Annotated in this window: 21 protein-coding genes, 1 tRNA gene and 1 pseudogene; 18 read left to right on the forward strand and 5 right to left on the reverse strand. The window is 36.8% G+C overall.

Annotation, left to right across the window (positions count from 1 at the left end; all coding sequences use genetic code 11):
* Nucleotides 1-142 precede the first annotated feature (142 nt).
* From FNL60_RS04355 to FNL60_RS04365, 3 genes and pseudogenes are all read left to right on the forward strand, one after another.
* A pseudogene (locus FNL60_RS04355) lies at nucleotides 143-898 on the forward strand (class I SAM-dependent methyltransferase).
* A gap of 53 nt (nucleotides 899-951) precedes the next feature.
* Complete coding sequence (locus FNL60_RS04360; protein ID WP_002265182.1) at nucleotides 952-1,299, forward strand: cupin domain-containing protein; 348 nt, start codon at nucleotides 952-954, stop codon at nucleotides 1,297-1,299.
* Entirely contained in the window at nucleotides 1,292-1,597 is a 306-nt protein-coding gene (locus FNL60_RS04365; RefSeq protein WP_002280208.1) for a cupin domain-containing protein, read from the forward strand. The genes FNL60_RS04360 and FNL60_RS04365 overlap by 8 nt, the downstream gene beginning before the upstream one ends.
* A 50-nt stretch (nucleotides 1,598-1,647) precedes the next feature.
* Here FNL60_RS04365 and FNL60_RS04370 read toward each other — a convergent pair whose 3' ends face one another.
* The 3 genes from FNL60_RS04370 to yghU all read right to left on the reverse strand — a co-directional run bounded on the left by FNL60_RS04370 (nucleotide 1,648) and on the right by yghU (nucleotide 3,782).
* Nucleotides 1,648-1,890 (reverse strand): type B 50S ribosomal protein L31, encoded by a 243-nt coding sequence (locus tag FNL60_RS04370; protein WP_002263148.1) that lies wholly within the window; start codon nucleotides 1,888-1,890, stop codon nucleotides 1,648-1,650.
* Nucleotides 1,891-1,986: 96 nt separating this feature from the next.
* Nucleotides 1,987-2,919, reverse strand: coding sequence for a DHH family phosphoesterase (locus FNL60_RS04375; RefSeq protein WP_002280209.1), 933 nt, complete (start codon nucleotides 2,917-2,919; stop codon nucleotides 1,987-1,989).
* A gap of 71 nt (nucleotides 2,920-2,990) precedes the next feature.
* Nucleotides 2,991-3,782 (reverse strand): glutathione-dependent disulfide-bond oxidoreductase, encoded by a 792-nt coding sequence (gene yghU / locus FNL60_RS04380; protein WP_002276887.1) that lies wholly within the window; start codon nucleotides 3,780-3,782, stop codon nucleotides 2,991-2,993.
* Nucleotides 3,783-3,856: 74 nt separating this feature from the next.
* On the opposite strand from yghU, the gene add reads away from it, so the two are divergent.
* From add to rplS, 8 genes are all read left to right on the forward strand, one after another.
* Nucleotides 3,857-4,906 carry an adenosine deaminase gene (gene add, locus FNL60_RS04385; protein ID WP_018110210.1) on the forward strand — a complete coding sequence of 350 codons (1,050 nt, stop codon included), beginning with the start codon at nucleotides 3,857-3,859 and terminating at the stop codon, nucleotides 4,904-4,906.
* A gap of 58 nt (nucleotides 4,907-4,964) precedes the next feature.
* Nucleotides 4,965-5,408 (forward strand): flavodoxin, encoded by a 444-nt coding sequence (locus tag FNL60_RS04390; RefSeq protein WP_002263152.1) that lies wholly within the window; start codon nucleotides 4,965-4,967, stop codon nucleotides 5,406-5,408.
* Nucleotides 5,409-5,567: 159 nt separating this feature from the next.
* Nucleotides 5,568-6,950, forward strand: coding sequence for a Fe-S cluster assembly protein SufB (gene sufB, locus FNL60_RS04395; protein ID WP_002263153.1), 1,383 nt, complete (start codon nucleotides 5,568-5,570; stop codon nucleotides 6,948-6,950).
* A gap of 421 nt (nucleotides 6,951-7,371) precedes the next feature.
* Nucleotides 7,372-8,049 (forward strand): TVP38/TMEM64 family protein, encoded by a 678-nt coding sequence (locus FNL60_RS04400; RefSeq protein WP_002269752.1) that lies wholly within the window; start codon nucleotides 7,372-7,374, stop codon nucleotides 8,047-8,049.
* Between the two features lie 45 nt (nucleotides 8,050-8,094).
* The gene (locus FNL60_RS04405) at nucleotides 8,095-8,367 is read left to right on the forward strand and encodes a chorismate mutase (RefSeq protein WP_002263155.1); all 273 of its coding nucleotides are present in this window, start codon (nucleotides 8,095-8,097) and stop codon (nucleotides 8,365-8,367) included.
* Entirely contained in the window at nucleotides 8,357-9,577 is a 1,221-nt protein-coding gene (locus FNL60_RS04410) for a voltage-gated chloride channel family protein (RefSeq protein WP_002268380.1), read from the forward strand. Before FNL60_RS04405 ends, FNL60_RS04410 begins: the two co-directional genes overlap by 11 nt.
* Before the next feature lie 85 nt (nucleotides 9,578-9,662).
* Complete coding sequence (locus tag FNL60_RS04415; RefSeq protein WP_002276891.1) at nucleotides 9,663-10,883, forward strand: voltage-gated chloride channel family protein; 1,221 nt, start codon at nucleotides 9,663-9,665, stop codon at nucleotides 10,881-10,883.
* 189 nt (nucleotides 10,884-11,072) lie between these two features.
* Nucleotides 11,073-11,420: a 50S ribosomal protein L19 gene (gene rplS, locus FNL60_RS04420; RefSeq protein ID WP_002267279.1), complete on the forward strand. Its 348-nt coding sequence runs from the start codon at nucleotides 11,073-11,075 to the stop codon at nucleotides 11,418-11,420.
* A gap of 178 nt (nucleotides 11,421-11,598) precedes the next feature.
* Here the strand turns inward: rplS and FNL60_RS04425 are convergent, their stop codons facing one another.
* Nucleotides 11,599-11,949 (reverse strand): MerR family transcriptional regulator, encoded by a 351-nt coding sequence (locus FNL60_RS04425; protein WP_002263159.1) that lies wholly within the window; start codon nucleotides 11,947-11,949, stop codon nucleotides 11,599-11,601.
* 150 nt (nucleotides 11,950-12,099) lie between these two features.
* On the opposite strand from FNL60_RS04425, the gene FNL60_RS04430 reads away from it, so the two are divergent.
* The 3 genes from FNL60_RS04430 (at nucleotide 12,100) to FNL60_RS04440 (ending at nucleotide 14,090) form a co-directional block, all read left to right on the forward strand.
* Nucleotides 12,100-13,278, forward strand: coding sequence for an MFS transporter (locus FNL60_RS04430; RefSeq protein ID WP_002280210.1), 1,179 nt, complete (start codon nucleotides 12,100-12,102; stop codon nucleotides 13,276-13,278).
* A gap of 1 nt (nucleotide 13,279) precedes the next feature.
* Nucleotides 13,280-13,939, forward strand: a complete 660-nt coding sequence (locus tag FNL60_RS04435) for an NAD(P)-dependent oxidoreductase (RefSeq protein ID WP_002268538.1) — start codon at nucleotides 13,280-13,282, stop codon at nucleotides 13,937-13,939.
* Nucleotides 13,940-14,018: 79 nt separating this feature from the next.
* Nucleotides 14,019-14,090, forward strand: a tRNA-Arg gene (locus FNL60_RS04440).
* A 108-nt stretch (nucleotides 14,091-14,198) separates the two neighbouring features.
* Here the strand turns inward: FNL60_RS04440 and FNL60_RS04445 are convergent.
* A complete protein-coding gene (locus FNL60_RS04445) occupies nucleotides 14,199-14,765 on the reverse strand; it encodes a TetR/AcrR family transcriptional regulator (protein ID WP_002280211.1) in 567 nt (188 codons plus the stop codon).
* Nucleotides 14,766-14,903: 138 nt separating this feature from the next.
* Between FNL60_RS04445 and FNL60_RS04450 the strand changes: the two genes are divergently transcribed.
* The 4 genes from FNL60_RS04450 (at nucleotide 14,904) to gyrB (ending at nucleotide 20,414) form a co-directional block, all read left to right on the forward strand.
* The gene (locus FNL60_RS04450) at nucleotides 14,904-16,022 is read left to right on the forward strand and encodes an alpha/beta fold hydrolase (protein WP_002280212.1); all 1,119 of its coding nucleotides are present in this window, start codon (nucleotides 14,904-14,906) and stop codon (nucleotides 16,020-16,022) included.
* Between the two features lie 206 nt (nucleotides 16,023-16,228).
* A complete protein-coding gene (locus FNL60_RS04455) occupies nucleotides 16,229-17,455 on the forward strand; it encodes an FtsW/RodA/SpoVE family cell cycle protein (protein WP_002265602.1) in 1,227 nt (408 codons plus the stop codon).
* A gap of 431 nt (nucleotides 17,456-17,886) precedes the next feature.
* Nucleotides 17,887-18,462, forward strand: a complete 576-nt coding sequence (locus FNL60_RS04460) for an HAD-IA family hydrolase (RefSeq protein ID WP_181010213.1) — start codon at nucleotides 17,887-17,889, stop codon at nucleotides 18,460-18,462.
* Nucleotides 18,462-20,414 (forward strand): DNA topoisomerase (ATP-hydrolyzing) subunit B, encoded by a 1,953-nt coding sequence (gyrB, locus tag FNL60_RS04465; protein ID WP_002280213.1) that lies wholly within the window; start codon nucleotides 18,462-18,464, stop codon nucleotides 20,412-20,414. The genes FNL60_RS04460 and gyrB overlap by 1 nt, the downstream gene beginning before the upstream one ends.
* The last annotated feature ends 31 nt before the right edge of the window (nucleotides 20,415-20,445 follow it).

Raw genomic sequence — 20,445 nt, forward strand, 5'->3', positions numbered from 1 at the left:
ATAAAGAAATAGTCTTTCATGATTGTATGAAACCATGGAGGGCTATTTTTTATATACTTTGCAGAATGAAACTTGCTTATTTTCAGAATATTTTATAAACTAAATGCCTAAACAAAATTTTTTTCCGAAAGGATAGATATAGATGACAAAAAAAGAAGTTGGCCATAACTTTCTGGCTCGTTTAGGCAAGAAACGTTTACGTCCCGGTGGAATTACAGCCACCAATTGGTTAATAGAACAAGGACAGTTCAGTAAGGACAGCCACGTGTTGGAAGTCGCTTGCAATATGTGTACAACCTCGATAGAACTGGCGCAAACTTACGGTTGTTCAATTGAAGGTGTAGATAGGGATCCTAAGGCCTTGGAAAAAGCGCGTGCTAATATCTGTGAAGCAGGCTTGGATGAATTGGTTCATGTGCAGCAAGCTAACGCTATGAAACTGCCTTTTCCCGATGATTCTTTTGATATTATTATTAATGAAGCCATGTTGACCATGTTAGGCGATGAAGCCAAGATTAAGGCTATTAAGGAATATTTGCGTGTTTTGAAACCCGGCGGACGTCTCTTAACGCATGATGTTTCTTTTACAGAAGAAAGGATGGGAGAACAATTAGCAAGTTTGCGGCAAACCATCAATGCTAATGTTGAGCCCCTGCATGTTGCTAACTGGCAAAAGTTGTTTGAAGAGCAGGGCTTCTCATCTGTCAAACTGAATTATGGTAAAATGACCCTTATGTCTATTCCGGGAATGATTAAGGATGAAGGGTTTTGGGGAACTCTAAGAATTACTTACAGAGGTTTGAGGAAAGAAAACCGTCAGTAATTTCTGAAAATGTACCGTGTCTTTAACAAAGCAGGAAAAGATTTGACCTATATTGCGGTTTGCAACACAAAATAATATACTAGAAGTAGAATGAAATTTATTAACGGCGCTAAAAGAAAGGAGTCTTTATGGTTTATATTGACAAGATTCAGCATAGTCAGGTATTAGACTTAAAAACAGAAGTCCCAATTGAAGAAGAGCAAATGCTCAGTAAAACCTTGGTTCAACGAAAAGACTTGGGCATGACTATTTTTTCCTTAGATAAAGATCAAGAAATTGGTCGCCATTCTTCACCCGGTGATGCTATGGTTAATATTTTGAGTGGTTTAGCTGAAATCACCATTGATGAAGAAGTCTTTGAAGTAGCAGCTGGTCAGACCATTGTTATGCCAGCAAATATTCCGCATAGTCTGTATGCAAAAGAGGCTTTTCAAATGCTTCTAGTCGTTGTGAAACCAGAGGTAGACCATGATTGATAATCTTTTAGACTTGATAAAATACCATGATGGACAAATTGCCAGTCGCTCTTTATCTAAAAAACTGAAAACAAACAATCCCATCACTCTTTATGCTATGCCAGCTGGTGAGTCTATTAGCAATGAAAGCAGCAAATTAATCAAATTGATTCAGGTTTTAGAAGGTAGTCTGCAAGTGGAAATAGCGGGAGAAAAGCATATTATTAATCATCAAGGATTGATTAGCATTGCTGCCAATCAGGTACACAATCTCTATGCCCTTGAAAACAGTAAGGTGTTGCAGATAGAAGTGGCATGATAAAGAAATTGATACAAACAAAAAACCTTGCCAATGCAAGGTTTTCTTTCTTATTTGAGACCGTATTTTTTGTTGAAACGGTCGACACGTCCATCTGCTTGTGTGAATTTTTGACGTCCTGTGTAGAATGGATGTGAGTCTGATGAAATTTCAACGCGAATAAGTGGATAAGTTTCGCCTTCAAATTCAACGGTTTCTTTTGACGTCTTAGTTGAACCGCTGAGGAATTGGTAACCCGTTGAAGTATCCATAAAGACAACTGGACGGTATTCTGGATGAATATCTTTTTTCATTTTTAAAAATTTCCTTTCTGCCATAGCTCTTTTCGAGCCATAGTTAGTAACCATTTTATTTTAACAAAAAAGTTGACGACTGACAAGCTTTTTATACTATTTTAGCAGATTTTTTAATTCCTGATAAATGTCCTCATTTTCTGCCAAACTATAGGAATTGGCACCACTTGCTAATGGATGGCCGCCACCAGCATGTCTTTTGGCAACTTCATTGATGACAGTGGACTTGCTGCGCAGGCGTACGCGGTAATGGCCATCTGCTTGTTCCACAAAAATGGCCCAAACTTGGACAGTATCAATTTTCCCTGGGCTAGAAACGATAGCAGATGTTTCGGCGTCAGTCAAATTAAATTTTTTCAGGATTTTCTGGCTTAGAATAATACGTGCTGCACCGTTTTTATCAATTTCAAGATTTTCAAAAACGTAAGCTTGTAATTTGGCAATTTTATAAGGGAAAGAATCCATTTGACGTGCTAAGGCAGCAAAATCAAAGTCATATTTGAGGAGCTCACTGGCAATGATAAATGTTTTTGACGTTGTTGCTGGATAAAGAAAGCGCCCTGTATCACCAAGAATCCCTGCATAAAGCAAACGGGCTGCTTGATCTGAAAGTTTCAGTTGATTTTGCAGGGCAAAGTCAGTGATAATTTCACTAGCACTAGAAGCCTTGGTATCAACATAAGATAAGTCACCATAATGGTCTTCATTGGGATGGTGATCGATTTTAATAAGAAAGTTACCATTTAAATAGCGTTGATCATCAATACGCGGACGATTAGCTGTGTCAACAACGATGACCAAAGCTCCTTCGTAATCCTTATCAGATACGTCATCCATTTGAGCCAGCCAAGAAAGGCTAGGTTCATTATAACCTGTTACTTTCACCGTCTTTTTGGGGAAATTGCTTGTAATCATTTCTTTCAAGCCGACCTGACTGCCTAATGCGTCAGGGTCTGGTTTCATATGGCGGTGAATAATAATGGTGTCATAAGCTTTGATTTTAGCTAGAATAGTTTTAAAAGCAGTCATAAATTCCTCAATTCATTTTTTTACATTATATCATAGAAAAAACCAATCTTAGAAAGGATTGACTCTTATTTTTATTTGATAGCTTTATAATCAACTTCCAATGCTCGCTTGACAGCTGGACGCTGAGCGATTCTTTCAGTCCAGTCTAATAAGTGTTGATAGGTGCCTAAAGCAAGAAATTTATAAGCTCCTTCATAAAGGGCATCTTGTGCTAAACGTCCATACCAAGACCAGATAGCTATATCGGCAATGGTATAATCTTCACCTGCAATGTAGGGCTTATTAGCTAATTCTTTATCCAATAAGTCCAATTGACGCTTGGTTTCCATGGTAAAACGATTGATAGGATATTCTAATTTTTCAGGAGCATAGCTGAAAAAGTGACCGAAACCGCCGCCAACAAAGGGAGCAGCTCCCATTTGCCAGAAGAGCCAGTTAAGAACTTCTGTTCTTTGTGCCCAATCTTCAGGAATAAAATGGTTAAATTTATCAGCCAAATAAAGTAAGATAGATCCAGATTCAAAGACGCGAATAGCTTCTCTATCAGACTTATCCAAAAGAGCAGGAATTTTAGAATTGGGGTTAATGGCAACGAAATCAGAACCAAATTGGTCGCCATCCATGATTGAAATTTTGAAGAGGTCATAATCTGCTTCTTTGACACCAAGTTCGCGTAACTCTTCCAACATTACGGCTACTTTGAGTCCGTTAGGAGTTCCTAATGAATAAACCTGTAATGGTTTATCACCTTGGGGTAGTTTTTGGTCAAAACGACTGCCAGCAGTTGGACGATTGATAGCAGAAAATTTTCCTTGGTTGCTTTCCTCAGCTGACCAAACTTTTGGTGGAATATAGTAAGACATCGTTTCTCCTTTCAAATTTTAAGATATTTTCAAAATATAGCACAGAAAAATGAGAAAATCAACTGAAATGTGCTATGATAGATAGCAATAGAAAGTGGAGTCTGATAATGAAAAATACTTTACATGATTTAGTAAAGACCGAATTACATTGCCATTTGGATGGGTCTCTATCATTTGAGACTATTCGAGAATTAGCTGAAATGGCGAATATAGCGCTGCCTGAATCAGATAGTGAACTTGCAAAATTGGTCACTGTTCCTGAGGATTCTGAGACCTTGCTTGATTATTTAAAAACTTTTGACTTTATTCGACCACTGTTACAGACACAAAAAGCGCTTAGTTTAGCAGCTTATGATGTGGCCAAGCAGGCTGCTGCTGAACATGTGCTTTATATTGAAATTCGCTTTGCTCCCGAATTATCTATGGATAAGGGATTGAGTGCTGTTCAGGTAGTTGAGGCGGTTGAAAAGGGTCTGCAAAAGGCTCAAAGGGATTTTAATATTGTTGCCAAGGTTTTAATTTGTGGGATGAGACAGTCCTCAAAACAGTTGACAAAAGAGATTTTTCGTCAAATAAACCAAGCCAAAAGTTTAGAATTTGCAGGCTTTGACTTTGCAGGAAATGAACATGATTTTCCGCCACAAGAAATAGCAGATCTCATTCGTTTTACGCAAAGATTGGATCGTCCTATGACTTTTCATGCTGGTGAATGCGGCTGTCCTAGCCATATTGCCCAATCAATTGCCTTAGGAATCAAACGTTTGGGGCATGTCACAGCTATCCATGACCATCCGGAATTGATAGCAGACTTTGTTGAGAATAAAGTGACAGCAGAACTTTGCCTAACCAGTAACCTTCAAACTAAGGCAGCCAAATCTCTAGCGGAATTTCCCTATCAAGAGCTCTATGAAGCTGGTGCTAAGATAACAATTAACACGGATAACCGTACTGTCTCCAATACCAATTTAACGAAGGAATATCAGTTATTTGTGGATTATTTCGGAACCAGTTTGGCAGATTTTTATCACTTTAATCAAAATGCGATTGAGGCATCTTTTGCCTCTGAAGCTGAAAAGGCAGAACTTTTGGCTGAACTGAAAAAGGCCTATGGACAGACTGATTAAATTTTTAAAAGTCGAAAAACTGTGTTATAATCAAATTATTATTATTTTGGAGGGTATTATGGCTTTCGCTAAGATTGTTTTTGCTAGTATGACAGGAAATACGGAGGAAATTGCTGATATTGTTGCTCAGAAACTTGAGGAGCTAGGACATACGGTTGATGTTGATGAATGCACCACTGTTGATGCTGATGAATTTCAAGATGCTGATATTGCTATTGTAGCAAGCTATACTTATGGTGATGGCGAGCTTCCTGATGAAATTGTCGATTTTTATGAAGATTTGCAAGACTTAGATTTATCTGGGAAAATCTATGGTGTTGTTGGTTCAGGAGATACCTTCTATGATTATTTCTGTAAGGCTGTTGATGATTTTGAAATGGCTTTCGAAGGAACAGGGGCGACAAAGGGAGCAGAATCTGTTAAGGTTGACTTAGCAGCGGAAGATGAAGACATTGAAAATCTCGAAAAATTTGCCCAAGAAATTGCTGAAAAGGCAGAATAAGTTATCTTTATCAATGATAAAAGTAAAGCAACTCTTAGTTTAGACTGTTTTACTTTTTTGTTTTATAACTGAATTTTCACGAGAAAAAGAGTATAATGAAAAAGAAAACGAATTCTTTCAGTGTTAATAGGTCTACTTTTAGATATGAGGTGATGCAGATTGAAGAATAGAGATTATGCTTTCGGTTTTCACGATGATGTCAAGCCTCTTTACTCAACAGGTAAAGGGCTGACAGAAGAAGTTGTTAGAGATATTTCCGAAATCAAAAACGAACCTCAGTGGATGCTGGATTATCGTTTACGTTGTTTGGAACTTTTTTACAAATTGCCCATGCCTAAATGGGGTCCAGATTTGTCTGGTATCAATTTTAATGATGTTATTTATTATCAGAAACTTAGCGGTCAGCCTTCTAGAAGCTGGGATGATGTGCCTGACGATATCAAAAAAACGTTTGAGCGTTTAGGTATTCCCAATGCAGAGCGTCAGTTTTTATCTGGTGCAGTAGCCCAATATGAGTCAGAAGTGGTTTACCACAATATGAAAGAAGAATTTGAAAAAATGGGCATTATTTTTACTGATACGGATACGGCCTTGCAGGAGTATCCTGACCTTGTGAAAAAGTATTTTGCGTCAGTTGTTTCGCCTGCTGAACATAAATTTGCAGCTTTAAATGGCGCTGTCTGGTCAGGCGGAACGTTTATTTATGTTCCCAAAGGGGTTCAATGTCAGATTCCTGTGCAGACTTATTTTCGTATTAATGGAGAGAATGCTGGTCAATTTGAACGTTCGCTCATGATCATTGAAGAAGGAGCTTCTATTCAATATATTGAAGGTTGTACGGCTCCAACCTACTCAACCAATAGTTTGCATGCAGCGACTGTTGAAATTATTGTCAAACGTGATGCTTCTTTTCGTTACACCACTATTCAAAATTGGTCTGATAATGTCTATAATCTTGTTACTGAAAGAGGCACGGTAGAAGAAAACGGAACCTTAGAATGGATTGATGGTAACTTAGGCAGCAAAGTTAATATGAAATATCCTTGTTCGATTTTAAATGGCAGGCAGGCTAGAACCTCTGTTTTATCTATGTCTTTTGCTAATTATGGTCAGCATTTGGATGCAGGCTGCAAGGTTTATCACAATGCTCCGCGGACTTCAAGTACGTTGATTTCTAAATCAGTTGCCAAAGATGGCGGTAAAACCGATTATCGAGGTTCTGTTACTTTTGGAAAAAACAGTGCTGGTTCTAAATCACATATTGAATGTGATACGATTTTAATGGATGGCGAGTCTAGTTCAGATACGATCCCTTTCAATGAAATCCACAATTCAGATGTTTCTTTGGAGCATGAAGCAAAGGTTTCTAAAGTATCTGAAGAACAACTTTATTATATTATGAGCCGTGGGATTAGTGAGGAAGAGGCAACTGCTATGATTATCAATGGTTTCATGGATCCTATTACTAAAGAACTTCCGATGGAATACGCTGTAGAATTAAATGCACTTATTAATATGAGTATGGAAGGTTCGGTTGGTTAGAAAAATCTTGTTAAATAATGAACTTAGGAGTTGGAAGATAAGCATTCTTAAGCTCCTAAGCTAGATTGTTTGCTTGAAGGGCAGAAACAGTAGTTAGATTTACTGATAAGTATACAGTGCTTATCGTCAGTTGGCTGATTATAAAGCTTTGTGTAAACTTCCACGAGATTCTAATTCAAATCATTTTAAACATTGCGATTATATTGCTTGTTTTTTCATGCTTATCTGTAAATTTACTGTCAATCGTATTCATTTTTAATAATTAGCGCGTAAGAGAAAATTTTAAGAGTTAGGAAGACCCTTTGGTGAAGGGAAAGGATGGGTTGAAAAGATACTTGAATTTTCTGCTGCTTTCTTTTATAATAGGCAGACAATACAATATGATTTATTAATGCTATTTAATTCGTTTTAGAGAAATACTATGAAGAGAATACATGTAAGATATAAGCAAATTAGACGCTTTTTTCTTTTACTGGGACTTGTGATTATTGCTGCCTATGTAGCCTTTGTCCTCTATCGCTATTGGGATCATTGGCTTCTTTTAAGTAATCCCCAAAAAGCGATAGAGAATTTTGAGCAGCAATTTCGTTCGGAAAATCTCTTTAATTTTCTCGTTTTAACTGTTTTAACGAGTTTAACAGCCGCCATTCCTTTTTTATCTAGTTCTGTTTTATCTGTTTTTAATGGGGTAGTTTTTGGACCGTGGATTGGCGTTTTGATGAATACCATAGGGAATATCTTAGGACATTTTTTTCTGATTCAGATGATGTCACGTGTTGATTTGACTGAAAGAGACAGTAAATTTAATCATCATCTTGAAAGTCTCTCTCAAATAAAAAATCCTTATCTTGCTCTGACATTGGGCTATATGATACCTTTTATTCCCTCTTTTTTAGTTGATTATATGGTTCTAGATACAAAAATACCTTGGCACCGTTGGCTGCCTTGCCTCACCTTAGGTGTTATACCAACCAGTATCCTTTATGCATTTGGAGGCCACGCCATTATAGCTGGAAATATGAAACAATTAATACTGATTGTTTTACTTGCACTGATATTACTGGCTATTTATAAACGATTTGAAAAAAAGAAAGGCTAGAAGCAAGGCCTTTTTTTTGTTATAATTTAAGTAAAAGGAGAGGCTATGGACTTACAAGAAATTAGGTCACAAATTGATGATGTGGATAAAGAATTGGTGCAGTGTTTAGAAAGACGAATGACTTTGGTTAGTCAGGTTGCTGATTATAAAAAAGCAACTGGTAAATCGGTCTTAGATACAAAGCGTGAACAAATCTTGTTGGAAAAAGTAGCAGGCCTTGTTGTCAATGATACATATCGCTCCACCATTTCAGCTATCTTTGCTGATATTTTAAAACATTCTAGGAATTATCAAAGGAGAGCATTAGATGGGGATTAAGATCAAGTCTTTTCTTGATTTAAAGAAAAACAGTCATCTGTTGTTCATCTCGGGTGCAGCTATTTTAGTTGGTTTGTTGGTTGGCATCGTTGATATGATTTTTGGAATTGTCTTAAATACTCTGACTGCTTTTCGAGAAACGCATTTTTTATATTTGATTCCTTTTCTTTTTCTAGCAGGTCTTTTGATTGTTTTTATATATGATCATTTTGGCGGTAAAAGTATCAAAGGAATGAGTTTGGTTTTTGATGTTGCTGATGAAAGAGAAGTGACTATTCCTAAAAGATTGGTTCCATTAGCTATTTTTTCCACTTGGTTAACTCATCTTTTTGGTGGCAGCGCTGGTCGAGAAGGAGTGGCTATTCAGGTAGGAGCAGCTTTGTCTCATGCGTTCTCACCTGTTTTTAAATTTGAAGAGTCTTCTAGAAGTTTTTTGATTATTGGAATCGCTGCTGGCTTTGCAGGTTTATTTCAAACGCCCATGGCAGCCATATTATTTGCCCTTGAGGTTCTTGTTATTGGCCGATTGGAATTATCAACCTTATTACCCACCAGCCTAGCTGCTTATACTGCCAGCTATACCTCTCAATTATTGGGGTTAAAAAATTTTACCCATCTTATTAAAGTTCACATGACGTTAAATCCTGTCTTATTTGTGAAATTTGCTTTATTAGGCATTATCTTTGGTTTAGTTGGAACATCATTTGCTTACTTACTGAGAAGAACAAAATTAAGTTTAATATTACGCTTTAAAAGACCCTATCAACGTATTATGATCGTAGGGCTTTTACTAAGTGTTTTGTTTACTACTGCTGGTATGGGGCGTTACTCAGGGCTGAGTACTGATTTGGTTACTGCTAGTTTTGCTAAAGGAACAGTCTATCCTTTTGATTGGCTGTTTAAATTAATTCTAACAGTATTAACCTTATCAGCAGGTTATCAAGGCGGTGAGGTGATGCCTATGTTTACCATTGGTGCAACACTTGGTGCGGTATTAGCCCCCCTATTTCATTTACCAATAGCTTTTGTTGCAGCTTTGGGTTATGCTAGTGTATTTGGCAGTGGAACCAGTACTTTTTTAGCACCAATTTTTATCGGTGGTGAAATTTTTGGATTTGAAAACATTCCTTACTTTTTTATTGTGGTTTGTTTTGCCAGCATTGTTAAAAAACAAATCAGTGTTTATGGTGCACAAAAGGTTACTGCTTAATATCACCTGATTAATTAAAAAGAAGAATCCTATTGATAAGATAAGTATCCTTTTCTTATCACGTATTTTATAAAAAGAAAGCATTATGATTGAAAAAAAGATTAAAGAAGCAAATGAACTGTCTTACTCTATTTTGCTTTACTTAGCTTTTATGGGATTGCTAATTGGTGCCCTTGTAGGTCTTGTTGATACTATCTTTGGACGAGTTTTAATCTATTTGAGTGCTGTTAGAGATGCTAATCCTTGGTACTGGCTTCCTTTTTTGGGAATCGCTGGTTTAATAATTGTTTATTTATATCAAAAGTGGGGTGCTAAAAGCAGTAAGGGGATGGGTTTAATATTTCAAGTAGGTTTTGAAGAGGAAGACCATATCCCTAAACGCCTCATTCCCATGATTATTGTCACAACATGGTTGACTCATCTTTGTGGCGGCAGCGCTGGCCGTGAAGGTGTCGCTGTCCAACTAGGTGCGACAGTTTCTCACTGGTTTAGCCGATTATTCCATTTTCCCAATAAATCGCGTATTTTTCTGCTTACAGGAATGGCGGCAGGTTTTGCAGGTTTGTATCAGACGCCCATGGCAGCTATATTATTTGCTTTAGAAGTATTAGTTCTTGGTAATCTAGGACTTTCTGCTTTGGTTCCAATGACCATTGCTTCTTTTACGGCTAGTTTGACCTCTCATAGTCTTGGTTTAGAAAAATTTGCACATACCCTGTCAAGGACAATTTCTTTGACACCGACTGTTTTTATTCAGTTGCTTATTTTAGGACTTATCTTTGGTTTAGCAGGCAATTTATTTGCTTTTTTATTAGCTTGGTGCAAGCAAGTGCAAGCACGCTTGCTTCCTAATCTTTATAGACGTATTTTTATTGTCGGCTTGCTGCTTAGTTTACTTTTTTTAGTCCTTTATCAAGGACGTTATTCTGGTTTGGGGACTAATCTGATTTCTGCTAGCTTTTCTGATGGGAAAATTTATGTCTATGATTGGCTGCTAAAGCTTTTTCTAACAGTTATAACTCTGGCAGCAGGTTTTCAAGGTGGAGAAGTGACGCCTTTATTTGCTATCGGTTCTTCTTTGGGCGTTGTTTTAGCAGGCATTTTTCATCTGCCTTTAGAATTTGTGGCAGCTCTGGGCTATATTTCTGTCTTTGGCAGTGCAACTAATACCTTCTTAGCTCCAATTTTAATTGGTGGTGAAGTCTTTGGTTATCAGAATTTACCAGCTTATTTTATCGCGGTGACCTTTGCTTATGTTGTTAATCGTAAGCAGTCTATTTACTCGCTTCAAAAAATTAGAGATTAGAGAAAAGTAGCTTACTCTTTTTGAGAAAACGCAGCATTCTTAAAAATTGAGTCACATACCTGTTAAAATATTTTCCTTTACAATCAAGATGAAATTTGTTACAATACTCTTTGTGTGTAATGGACGCACGAAAACGGCTAATCCGCTGAGACAGAGCACTTATGATTAGTAAGAGAAGGAGAATAAAAAATGAATCCATTAATCCAAAGTTTGACCGAAAGTCAACTCCGTACAGACATTCCTAACTTCCGCTCTGGTGACACTGTTCGTGTTCACGCAAAGGTTGTTGAAGGAAACCGTGAACGTGTCCAAATTTTTGAAGGTGTTGTCATTTCCCGTAAAGGTCAAGGTATCTCAGAAATGTATACTGTTCGTAAGATTTCAAGCGGTGTTGGTGTTGAACGTACTTTTCCAACTCACACACCACGTGTTGAAAAAATCGAAGTGACTCGTCATGGTAAAGTTCGTCGCGCTAAATTGTATTACCTTCGTGCATTGCAAGGTAAAGCTGCACGTATCAAGGAAGTCCGTCAATAGGAACGGTCTATTAGATTGTCTAGATTGAAGAAATGGTTTCTTCAATCTTTTTTATTGACAAAATAAAGACTCTTAGAATACTGTTATATCGGCAATTCTAAGAGTTCATAATTATTATCTTCTATCCCAAAGTTTTTCTATATTTTGAAAGACTGGAACCAAAGTGTTCCACTCTTTTTTATTTGTCTTCAGAATTCAATGGCCTGTCTTCCAAATGATTGGATAAATTTTTGAACATATCATTCAAAGTAGACAGACGTTTTTCCACTTTTTTAACAGAGGCTTCTAAGGTGAAACCTTCTTCTAGCATTTCTTGAATTAAAAGTATTTTTTTGATATTCATATAATCATATCTTCTGGTTGTTCCCCCTTTATTGTTTTGAGAGTGGATGATTCCTTTTTCTTCCCAATAACGGATTTTTCGAATAGGGATACCAGTGATTTTAGAAACCTCACCGATACCGACAACTAATTTTTTTAGGAGTTTGACATCTAATAATGCCGAATAATCTTCGTTTCTTTTTTCCATAAAACAAGTCCTTTTAAGTTTTGTTGATACCTCTATTTTACAATATTGAGAGTAGAACTACAATTTTTCTTGACTTAAATATGTATTTATATTACAATCAATGTAGTTTTTATACATAAAATGTTTATTTGTTTCAGGGAGGGATTGGAAATGAAAGAAAATCAATTCAAAATAAATGAAATAAGTTTAGCCATTCTATTATTTTGGTGTGGTCTTATAGTTGTCGCCAGTAATTACATAACGATTCCTTTAATGTCTGCTTTTACTCAGCAGTTTCATGTTAATGCAGAACAGACAGCTTGGTTGGGAACCAGTTTTTCTTTCGCCTATGCTTTAAGCTGTCTCTTAGTTGGTGTTTTATCTGATCGATTTGGCAGAAAAAGAATTATGGTTGGAGGGTTGATCTTATTATCAGTTATTACTCTTATCATTCCTTTTGGCAATCAGTTGTCTTGGTTAATTATGGGACGGATCATGCAGGGCATAGCCGCATCTAGCTTTGCCCCTGTAGCTGTTGTTTATATTTCCGAAAAATTTTCAAAAGAGATTAAAGGGACAGTTGTAGGCCTTGTCAGTGCCAGTTTTTTGATTTCGGCAATTGTCGGGCAAATTATGAGTGCTTACATTAGTCGGTTGTTGAACTGGCAGGCTGTCTTTTGTACATTTGGAATAATTTATTTGCTAACAGCCCTAATCTTATATAGCTATGCTTCACCTGTTTCTAACCAAAGTAAAGGAATTCTATTTTCTCAACTGTTTAGGCATTATTGGGAGGTATTAAGGAAAAAGAATTTAATCAAGCTTTATCTGATTGCTCTGACTTTATTATTTGCATTTGTAGCTTTTTACACCGTTTTAGAGGGTTATTCAGTTCATACATTTCATTTAAGTAAAGATAATATTTTTAAGATAAGAGCTTTAGGTATGATTGGCATGTTGTTTGCTCCTTTTGCGGATAAATTAGCTAGAAAATTTGATATAAAATGTCTACTCATCCTTTCTTTGCTGTTTTCGCTTGTATCCCTTTTTATTATTGCTTTTTGTCCATATCTCAATGTATTGATTATAATGAGTCTTTTATTTGTAGCAGGAATTTCAATCATTGTTCCCACTTTAATTATTTTAGGGGGAAGGTTTGGACAGAATCAAGCTGGAATCGCTGTCTCTTTTTACACCTTTATTTTGTTTTTAGGTGCTAGTTTTGGACCGATTGCGGGTGTTCAGTTATTGACTGTACTGGGAGCAAAAGCAACCTTTTTGACTTTAGCTTTATTATTGTTGTTCAGTATGCTTGTTGTATTTACTTTGGATATTAAAGGAGAACAGTAGTATGAAGAGAGTACTGGTATTAGGAGCAACTGGCAGGACAGGAAGCTTTGTCATAAAAGAATTGTCCAAATACAAATCTATTCAGTTAATTGCTGGCTTAAGAAGTCAAAAAGATAAAGAAAGACTGCCCAAGATAAATGCAGCCATAGAGACAGTAGTGATTGATATTGCTGACGTCTGCAGTTTACGTAAGGCTCTTACTGACAGTGACATAGTTGTTCAAGCCATTCGTTTACGGGGAGATATATCAGAGAATGCTTTAATTCAACTGGATCAACGGATCCATCAGGCCTTTAATCCATCAAGGAAAACTCATCTTGTTACGGTTGGAGGCGCAGGGGCTCTAAAATTAGAAGCAAATCAGCGTTTTTGGGAGAATGAATATTTTCCAAGACAAACTCTGCCTAGAGGAATTGCTCATGCTAGGCTTAGAGACTATTTGGAAAAGTCATTTTTTAACCACACTTGGACCTATTTGATTCCTCCGCCAGTTTATGTTGCTGAAGGGGCAAGAACTGGCAGTTATAACCGCTACAGTTCGGCTCAAAAAGAAGACTTTTTTCTCAGTAAATCCATTTCTTATGCAGACTTTGCTTTGGCGATAGGAAATGCTGTAATGGAAGAGTGGCAGGGTGTTTACTTGATTGCAGAAAAGGAATGATATTTCATTTAATTGTTTCAATCAGCTTGGTAAGGCTTGCATTCATTTTTAGTCTAGGGTACAATAGAAAGAGTTGCTTGTCCCCTTAGTTAAATGGATATAACATCTCCCTCCTAAGGAGCAGTTGCTGGTTCGATTCCGGCAGGGGATATAAGATAGTAAAAGCACTGTTAAGCAGAAAAACTTTTCTGCTTAACAGTGCTTTTTGTTATTTTCTGGGTGCAAAACCGACTACTGTCATGTGTTTTCCCAGCGAAAGTCATTCTTGCAGGTATTGTAGAAAAAGATCATGCAACCAATCCGCAAAATGAGTGACATTTTCTGAAGGACCGTGCTCAATAATCCATTTCATAAGAGTGACCACATTTGCCGTAAAAATTTCTGCTAAGAGTTGTGGTGGTAAAGGGTCATTGTCTTTGGTGGTGGCTGCCAGATGGTTAATATAGGTTTGACAAAGTTTACTGAAGGCCTCTTCGAAATTACCCGTTCCTGTTAATGGTGTTTTGAGAAGGGCTTTTAGTAAGCGGGCATTTTCTTGATAAAATTGATAAATATCTGCTAGATAATCTTTTAAGTTTTCTGGGCTAACCTGTGACTGGTATTTTTGAGAAAATATGGTTTCTAATTGGGTAATTGTCTTGGCTACTAATTGCTCCACAACATCATATTTGTCTAAGTAGTGACTGTAGAATGTTGAACGGCTGACAAGCGCTTTCTGACAAATTTGCTGGATAGTTAATTTACTAAAATCTTCTTCTAAAATGAGTTGGATGACCGCTGTTTCAACGTCGCGTTTACTCTTAAAAACGCGGATATCTTGTGCCATATAATTGGCTCCTTTTTGTTTTTTACCAAACATTTCTGGACAAAATGTTCAATTTCATATAGATTATAAGAATTTATGGCTTGTTTGTCAAGAAGCTTCCTTCTATACTGTGATTATCACATGATAAGGAGAAATGTTATGTTTTATCGCTATACAGGAAATCAACAATTTGATTTACAAATTAATCGTCTTTGCTTCCCTTTTGAAGGTAACGAAAAAGTGGAAGAAGATCTCAAGCTAATTGTTCCTCAATTAAAAGATATCTCCTCTTGGAACAAGGTTTGGAAAGAGTTTGCTTTGATGCGAGAAGCCAAGGGAGATTATGCATTGGCAGCGTCTTATTTTTTTGGAGCCAGCTTTTATCTTCTAGAGGATGATACAGATAGAGAATTAATCCAAGAGCATCGTTTGCAAAATTTTTATCGTGCCTATGGAGATCTTGGCTTTGAACAACATGAAATCCCTTATGATAATACAAGTTTGCCAGCAGTCACTTTTATGCAACCTTCTGCTAAGAAAAATTTACTCATCTTTGGAGGTTATGACAGCAATCTGGAAGAACTCATTCTATGGTTTTCACCTTTAAGAAATAATGGTTATAATCTCATTATTTTTGATGGTCCGGGTCAAGGAAATATGCTTTTTAAAAAAGAGAAAAGTCATTTCATAATGAATTTTGAAAAGCCGGTGGCAGCTGTTTTAGATTATTTTTCTTTGGATAGGGTGGCAGCTTTGGGACTCTCCTGGGGAGGTTTCTTTGTCATGCGAGCAGCTGCTTTTGAAAAGAGAATTGAGAAGATTATTGCTTTAGACATTTTTTATCAAGGATTGGATGCTCTGACCATTGCTATGAACCCAGTTTTAGCTTTTATTTTTAAAACTTTAGTCAATTTTAAGTGTAAGACATGGATTGATGTTTTGCTTACGCATGCTATGACAAGAGATTTGGATTTAAATTGGAAAATAAAGCGAGGTTATCAATTGACTGGGACAAAAACACCTTATGATTTGATTCAAAATATTAAAAAACACAATATGAAGGGCTTGGGACCTCTGATTAATCAAGAAGTCCTCCTATTAGCTGGAGAAAAGGATCAATATGTGCCAGTTAAACGTCTTGGGCAAATCAAAAAAGAACTCAGCAATGCAGCAGAAATAAAAACGCATCTTTTTACGCAGGAAAGTGGTGGCGAACAACATTGTCAGGCTGGCAGTAATTTAGCTTTGCTGGCTATTAAAGACGTTTTGAAAATTTAAATTTTCCTTAATCAACTTTGCAGGGGATGACCTTATCTAGTGGATGATTTTTACCAGAGTCTTAAAACAAGAGAGTGAGAAAATTGATATCTACGACATCCCGATTTTGTTCCACTCTTTATTTTTATGATAATATTTCATTTTTCAGATACTATTAAGTCTTAAAAATGATATAATGTTTTTTATAACATTCTTATGGAGTAATTATGACAAGCAAAAAAAAGCCGATTGATAGTCGGGTGGATTATTCTCTTATTTTACCAGTTTTCTTTTTAGTTTTGATAGGACTTTTCTCTGTTTATACAGCGACAATTCACGACTATCCTAGTAAAATTATGGTCGTGATGGGACAACAGTTGATTTGGTTGATTATGGGAGCTGCTATTAGTTTTGTTGTCATGCTCTTTAGTACAGAATTCCTTTGGAAAATCACTCCTTATTTATATGGCTTAGGGTTAATTTTAATGATTTTTCCTTTGATCTTTTACAGTCCTGAATTAGTTGCTTCGACGGGTGCTAAAAACTGGGTTTCCATTGGTTCAGTGACCTTATTTCAGCCTTCGGAGTTTATGAAAATTTCCTATATCTTAATTTTAGCACGCTTAACGGTCACTTTTAAACAAAAGTATAAAGAAAAGAATTTGCAAGAAGATGGGAAACTTTTACTCTGGTTTGCATTGTTAACACTGCCTATTATGATTCTTTTAGCTTTGCAAAAAGATTTGGGAACTGCTATGGTTTTTATGGCTATTTTAGCTGGTCTGGTATTAATCGCAGGTATCTCTTGGCAGATTATTTTGCCAGTCGTCGGTGCTGTTGCCTTGATAGTTGCTCTTTTTATGGTTGTTTTTTTAATTCCTGGTGGTAAGGAATTTCTCTATCATCATATGGGAGTAGATACCTATCAAATTAATCGTCTCTCAGCTTGGCTAAATCCCTTTGATTATGCTGGTAGCATTGCTTACCAACAAACTCAAGGCATGATTTCGATTGGTAGTGGTGGCTTATTTGGAAAGGGCTTTAACATTGTTGAACTTCCTGTTCCTGTCCGTGAAAGTGATATGATTTTTACAGTCATTGCTGAGAATTTTGGCTTTATTGGCGGCAGTATTGTGTTGGCCCTCTATTTAATTCTTATTTATCGTATGCTGCGTGTCACTTTTGCGTCAAACAATCTGTTTTATACTTATATTTCAACTGGTTTTATTATGATGATTCTTTTCCATATTTTTGAGAACATTGGAGCAGCAGTTGGTATCTTGCCTTTAACAGGTATTCCGCTTCCTTTTATTTCCCAAGGAGGAAGCTCCTTGATTTCCAATTTAATTGGTGTTGGATTGGTCTTGTCTATGTCTTATCAAAATAGTCTCAATCAGGAAAAAGCCACAGAACGCTATTTTGCTCATATCAAAAAGGAGAGTCTTACAAGTTAAGGCTCTTTTCGATATACTAATAAGCGTAAAAATAGTTTTTAGAAAGCGACAATAAGGTTGCTATAAGCACTGACAAAAAGAAAATTGGCTGTTATAACAATATTTAAGAAGGAAATTTTCGAGACTTTTAGTTTAAAGCTTAGAAAGGAACTGAGAAATAGTACTGCGATGCTCAATACGAAGAATCAATAATATTTCTCATACTAAGCTAATACAAAATGCAGCCAATAGCCATGGCATTGATATTTCGTTTTGCCATCCCGACTACCCAAGGAAACTGTTAAAAAAGTTATGAATACAGGTTCTTATTATAACCAAACTCTAAAAAAGCTCGAAATCGGATTAAGATATTAAAGCAACAAAGGGATAAGGCTTGGTTTTCTTAGGATCGTATCTGTAAAAAAACTTAAAAATATGTTATAATGAAAGGTATGGATTATCATGATTACATCTGGGATTTAGGCGGAACATTACTGGATAACTATGGTATGTCAACCAAAGCGTTTGTTGCGACTTTAGCTGATTTTGGGCTTACTGCAACTTATAAGCAGGTTTATGATAAACTTCGGGAGTCGACGGATACTGCCATTTCTTATTTTGTTCCAAATTGTCCAGCATTTCGAGAGGCATATAAGAAAAATGAAGCTGCATTTTTAGAAAAGCCTATTCTTTTTGCAGGAGCTAGGGAAGTTCTTGAGAAGATTGTTGCTGGTGGAGGGCGGAATTTTTTGGTCTCTCATCGCGATAATCAAGTTTTGGAAATTTTAGATAAAACAAAGATTGCTTCTCTTTTTACAGAAGTTGTTACTGCCAGTAATGGCTTTGCCAGAAAACCAGATCCAGCCAGTATGCTCTATTTAAAGAAAAAATACGCCCTTACAAATGCTCTTGTCATTGGTGATCGAAAGATTGATGTTCAAGCAGGTCAGGCAGCTGGTTTTGATACTGTTTTAGTAGATGGGTCAAAGTCTTTGATAGCAATCATAAATGAAGGTAAAATGAAATAATGACAGAAGAAAATAAAAATTTAGATCAGTTAGCACAAGAGTACGATGCCAGTCAAATTCAGGTTTTGGAAGGCCTTGAAGCTGTTCGTATGCGTCCAGGGATGTACATTGGTTCAACTTCAAAAGAAGGGCTGCATCACCTTGTTTGGGAAATTGTTGATAATTCCATTGATGAAGCTTTGGCGGGTTTTGCCAGTCACATTCAGGTTTTTATTGAAGAAGATAATTCTATTACGGTTATTGATGATGGTCGCGGCATTCCAGTTGATATTCAGCAAAAAACAGGTCGACCAGCTGTAGAAACCGTTTTTACTGTTCTCCATGCAGGAGGAAAATTCGGCGGTGGCGGTTATAAGGTATCTGGAGGCCTTCATGGTGTTGGTTCTTCGGTCGTTAATGCTCTTTCAACACAGTTGGATGTTCGCGTCCATAAGAATGGCAAGATTCATTATCAAGAGTATCATCGCGGAGTGGTTGCTGAAGATTTAAAAGTCATTGGTGATACAGATATTACTGGAACGATTGTTCACTTCACACCAGATCCTGAGATTTTTACGGAAACAACTGAATTTGATTTTGATAAATTAGCCAAACGTATTCAAGAACTTGCTTTCTTGAATAAAGGTTTGAAAATTTCAATTACCGATAAACGCTCTGGACAAGAAAGAAAAGAAGAATTTCACTATGAGGGCGGTATTGTCAGTTATGTAGAATTCATCAATGAAAATAAAGAAGTTATTTTTGATAAACCGATTTATACGGATGGTTCTTTGGATGGTATTTCTGTCGAAGTAGCTATGCAATACACAACTGGTTTTCATGAAAATATCATGAGTTTTGCCAATAATATTCACACTCATGAAGGTGGAACGCATGAACAAGGATTCCGTACGGCTCTGACACGTGTTATCAATGATTACGCCAAGAAAAATAAAATCCTTAAAGAAAATGAGGATAATTTAAACGGTGACGATGTTCGTGAGGGCTTGACAGCCATCATTTCGGTTAAGCATCCCAATCCGCAGTTTGAAGGACAAACCAAGACCAAACTGGGAAATTCAGAAGTTGTTAAAATTACCAATCGACTTTTCAGCGATGCTCTTAATCGTTTTTTGTTAGAAAACCCACAAATCGCTAAAAAGATTGTTGAAAAAGGGATACTAGCATCTAAAGCTCGTATTGCGGCTAAAAGAGCGCGTGAAGTGACTCGGAAGAAATCCGGACTTGAAATCTCAAATTTACCGGGCAAATTGGCAGACTGTTCCTCTAATGATCCCATTCAGAATGAACTCTTTATCGTGGAGGGAGATTCAGCTGGCGGTTCTGCTAAGTCTGGCCGTAACCGTGAATTTCAAGCAATCTTGCCTATCCGCGGTAAAATTCTAAATGTTGAAAAAGCTACCATGGATAAGATTTTGGCCAATGAAGAAATCAGAAGTCTCTTCACAGCAATGGGAACAGGTTTTGGGGCAGAATTTGATGTTTCTAAATCGCGCTATCAAAAATTGGTGATTATGACTGATGCTGATGTTGATGGGGCTCATATTAGAACCTTACTTTTGACACTTATTTATCGTTTCATGCGTCCGGTGCTTGAAGCAGGCTATGTCTATATCGCGCAACCGCCTATTTATGGTATTAAGGTTGGCAATGATATTAAAGAATACATTCAGCCCGGAAATGATCAAGAAGAAAAATTGCAGGAAGCTTTAGAAAAGTACAGTCAAGGACGTTCAAAACCGACCGTTCAGCGCTATAAGGGGCTTGGGGAAATGGATGATCATCAGCTTTGGGAAACAACCATGAATCCGGATAATCGCTTGATGGCACGCGTTTCATTGGACGATGCTGCTGAGGCTGACAAGATATTTGATATGCTTATGGGAGATCGTGTTGAACCTCGTCGTGGTTTTATTGAAGAAAATGCGGTTTATAGTACGCTTGACGTTTAATCGGGAATTTTTTTGAAAAGCAAGTAGAAGT

The organism is Streptococcus mutans (assembly GCF_006739205.1).
In the GTDB taxonomy this organism is placed as follows: Bacteria; Bacillota; Bacilli; order Lactobacillales; family Streptococcaceae; genus Streptococcus; species Streptococcus mutans.

Excerpts from the sequence above, each read along its gene's own strand:
- FNL60_RS04360 (WP_002265182.1), top strand. The coding sequence starts at position 952 with ATGGTTTATATTGACAAGATTCAGCATAGTCAGGTATTAGACTTAAAA.
- FNL60_RS04365 (WP_002280208.1), top strand. The coding sequence starts at position 1,292 with ATGATTGATAATCTTTTAGACTTGATAAAATACCATGATGGACAAATT.
- FNL60_RS04370 (WP_002263148.1), bottom strand. The coding sequence starts at position 1,890 with ATGAAAAAAGATATTCATCCAGAATACCGTCCAGTTGTCTTTATGGAT.
- FNL60_RS04375 (WP_002280209.1), bottom strand. The coding sequence starts at position 2,919 with ATGACTGCTTTTAAAACTATTCTAGCTAAAATCAAAGCTTATGACACC.
- yghU (WP_002276887.1), bottom strand. The coding sequence starts at position 3,782 with ATGTCTTACTATATTCCACCAAAAGTTTGGTCAGCTGAGGAAAGCAAC.
- add (WP_018110210.1), top strand. The coding sequence starts at position 3,857 with ATGATAGATAGCAATAGAAAGTGGAGTCTGATAATGAAAAATACTTTA.
- FNL60_RS04390 (WP_002263152.1), top strand. The coding sequence starts at position 4,965 with ATGGCTTTCGCTAAGATTGTTTTTGCTAGTATGACAGGAAATACGGAG.
- FNL60_RS04400 (WP_002269752.1), top strand. The coding sequence starts at position 7,372 with ATGAAGAGAATACATGTAAGATATAAGCAAATTAGACGCTTTTTTCTT.
- FNL60_RS04405 (WP_002263155.1), top strand. The coding sequence starts at position 8,095 with ATGGACTTACAAGAAATTAGGTCACAAATTGATGATGTGGATAAAGAA.
- FNL60_RS04410 (WP_002268380.1), top strand. The coding sequence starts at position 8,357 with ATGGGGATTAAGATCAAGTCTTTTCTTGATTTAAAGAAAAACAGTCAT.
- FNL60_RS04415 (WP_002276891.1), top strand. The coding sequence starts at position 9,663 with ATGATTGAAAAAAAGATTAAAGAAGCAAATGAACTGTCTTACTCTATT.
- rplS (WP_002267279.1), top strand. The coding sequence starts at position 11,073 with ATGAATCCATTAATCCAAAGTTTGACCGAAAGTCAACTCCGTACAGAC.
- FNL60_RS04425 (WP_002263159.1), bottom strand. The coding sequence starts at position 11,949 with ATGGAAAAAAGAAACGAAGATTATTCGGCATTATTAGATGTCAAACTC.
- FNL60_RS04430 (WP_002280210.1), top strand. The coding sequence starts at position 12,100 with ATGAAAGAAAATCAATTCAAAATAAATGAAATAAGTTTAGCCATTCTA.
- FNL60_RS04435 (WP_002268538.1), top strand. The coding sequence starts at position 13,280 with ATGAAGAGAGTACTGGTATTAGGAGCAACTGGCAGGACAGGAAGCTTT.
- FNL60_RS04445 (WP_002280211.1), bottom strand. The coding sequence starts at position 14,765 with ATGGCACAAGATATCCGCGTTTTTAAGAGTAAACGCGACGTTGAAACA.
- FNL60_RS04450 (WP_002280212.1), top strand. The coding sequence starts at position 14,904 with ATGTTTTATCGCTATACAGGAAATCAACAATTTGATTTACAAATTAAT.
- FNL60_RS04455 (WP_002265602.1), top strand. The coding sequence starts at position 16,229 with ATGACAAGCAAAAAAAAGCCGATTGATAGTCGGGTGGATTATTCTCTT.
- FNL60_RS04460 (WP_181010213.1), top strand. The coding sequence starts at position 17,887 with ATGGATTATCATGATTACATCTGGGATTTAGGCGGAACATTACTGGAT.
- gyrB (WP_002280213.1), top strand. The coding sequence starts at position 18,462 with ATGACAGAAGAAAATAAAAATTTAGATCAGTTAGCACAAGAGTACGAT.